Source organism: Stenotrophomonas sp. LM091, assembly GCF_001806305.1.
Lineage (GTDB): Bacteria > Pseudomonadota > Gammaproteobacteria > Xanthomonadales > Xanthomonadaceae > Stenotrophomonas > Stenotrophomonas bentonitica_A.
The window spans coordinates 2,115,001-2,117,500 of record NZ_CP017483.1; the positions used below are offsets into that span (position 1 = coordinate 2,115,001).

At 53.3% G+C, this 2,500-nt stretch carries 1 rRNA gene (cut by a window edge); it reads right to left on the reverse strand.

Features of this window, described 5'->3' with window-relative positions:
- Positions 1-103 precede the first annotated feature (103 nt).
- A 23S ribosomal RNA gene (locus BIZ42_RS09230) occupies positions 104-2,500 on the reverse strand; it runs 481 nt beyond the window's last position.

Consider the following 2,500-nt stretch of genomic DNA (forward strand, 5'->3'; position numbering starts at 1 on the left):
CCTAAGGAACGGATTAAGGCGCCTGCCTCTCGTAAGTCTTGTGACGTAGCGTGCACTTGGGATCTATCGACATGTCATGTCGGCCAAGGCAACTTGAGGTTATATGGTCAAGCCACACGGATCATTAGTATCAGTTAGCTCAATACATTGCTGTACTTACACACCTGACCTATCAACCACATAGTCTATATGGTTCCTTCAGGGGCTTGTGCCCCGGGAGATCTCATCTTGAGGCGCGCTTCCCGCTTAGATGCTTTCAGCGGTTATCGCTTCCGAACATAGCTACCCGGCAATGCCACTGGCGTGACAACCGGAACACCAGAGGTTCGTCCACTCCGGTCCTCTCGTACTAGGAGCAGCCCCTCTCAAATCTCCAACGCCCATGGCAGATAGGGACCGAACTGTCTCACGACGTTCTGAACCCAGCTCGCGTACCACTTTAAATGGCGAACAGCCATACCCTTGGGACCGACTACAGCCCCAGGATGTGATGAGCCGACATCGAGGTGCCAAACACCGCCGTCGATATGAACTCTTGGGCGGTATCAGCCTGTTATCCCCGGAGTACCTTTTATCCGTTGAGCGATGGCCCTTCCATACAGAACCACCGGATCACTAAGTCCTAGTTTCCTACCTGCTTGATCCGTCGATCTTGCAGTCAAGCACGCTTATGCCTTTGCACACAGTGCGCGATGTCCGACCGCGCTGAGCGTACCTTCGAGCTCCTCCGTTACTCTTTAGGAGGAGACCGCCCCAGTCAAACTACCCACCATACACGGTCCCCGATCCAGATTATGGACCTAGGTTAGAACGTCAAGCACGACAGGGTGGTATTTCAAGGATGGCTCCACCACAGCTAGCGCCATGGTTTCATAGCCTCCCACCTATCCTACACAGACGAACTCAACGTTCAGTGTAAAGCTATAGTAAAGGTTCACGGGGTCTTTCCGTCTTGCCACGGGAACGCTGCATCTTCACAGCGATTTCAATTTCACTGAGTCTCGGGTGGAGACAGCGCCGCTGTCGTTACGCCATTCGTGCAGGTCGGAACTTACCCGACAAGGAATTTCGCTACCTTAGGACCGTTATAGTTACGGCCGCCGTTTACTGGGGCTTCGATCAAGAGCTTCGCCTTGCGGCTGACCCCATCAATTAACCTTCCAGCACCGGGCAGGCGTCACACCCTATACGTCCACTTTCGTGTTTGCAGAGTGCTGTGTTTTTGATAAACAGTCGCAGCGGCCTGGTTACTGCGGCCCTCTTCAGCTATAGCTCGCATGAGCCACCAAAAAGGGCGCACCTTCTCCCGAAGTTACGGTGCCATGTTGCCTAGTTCCTTCACCCGAGTTCTCTCAAGCGCCTGAGAATTCTCATCCTACCCACCTGTGTCGGTTTACGGTACGGTCTGCGTAAGCTGAAGCTTAGGAGCTTTTCCTGGAAGCGTGGTATCAGTGACTTCGTCTTAAAGACTCGTCTCGGTGCTCGGTCTTAAAGGATCCCGGATTTGCCAAAGATCCAAACCTACCGCCTTTCCCCCGGACAACCAACGCCGGGTACACCTAACCTTCTCCGTCCCTCCATCGCACTTACGCGAGGTGCAGGAATATTAACCTGCTTCCCATCGACTACGACTTTCGTCCTCGCCTTAGGGGCCGACTCACCCTGCGCCGATTAACGTTGCGCAAGGAAACCTTGGGCTTTCGGCGTGCGGGTTTTTCACCCGCATTATCGTTACTCATGTCAGCATTCGCACTTCCGATACCTCCAGCAGACTTCTCAATCCACCTTCAACGGCTTACGGAACGCTCCTCTACCGCGTACATATAAATATGCACACCCCAAGCTTCGGTTCACTGCTTAGCCCCGTTAAATCTTCCCCGCAGACCGACTCGACCAGTGAGCTATTACGCTTTCTTTAAAGGGTGGCTGCTTCTAAGCCAACCTCCTGGCTGTCTGTGCCTTTCCACATGGTTTTCCACTTAGCAGTGAATTTGGGACCTTAGCTGTGGGTCTGGGTTGTTTCCCTTTTCACGACGGACGTTAGCACCCGCCGTGTGTCTCCCATACAGTCCGTCTCGGTATTCGGAGTTTGCAATGGTTTGGTAAGTCGCGATGACCCCCTAGCCATAACAGTGCTCTACCCCCGAGAGGATACATATGAGGCGCTACCTAAATAGCTTTCGAGGAGAACCAGCTATCTCCGGGTTCGATTAGCTTTTCACTCCTAATCACAGCTCATCCCCGTCTTTTGCAACAGACGTGGGTTCGGGCCTCCAGTACCTGTTACGGCACCTTCACCCTGGCCATGACTAGATCACCCGGTTTCGGGTCTACTGCCCGCGACTATGCGCCCTTATCAGACTCGGTTTCCCTTCGCCTCCCCTATACGGTTAAGCTTGCCACGAACAGTAAGTCGCTGACCCATTATACAAAAGGTACGCAGTCACTCTTTCGAGCTCCTACTGCTTGTACGCACACGGTTTCAGGATCTATTTCACTC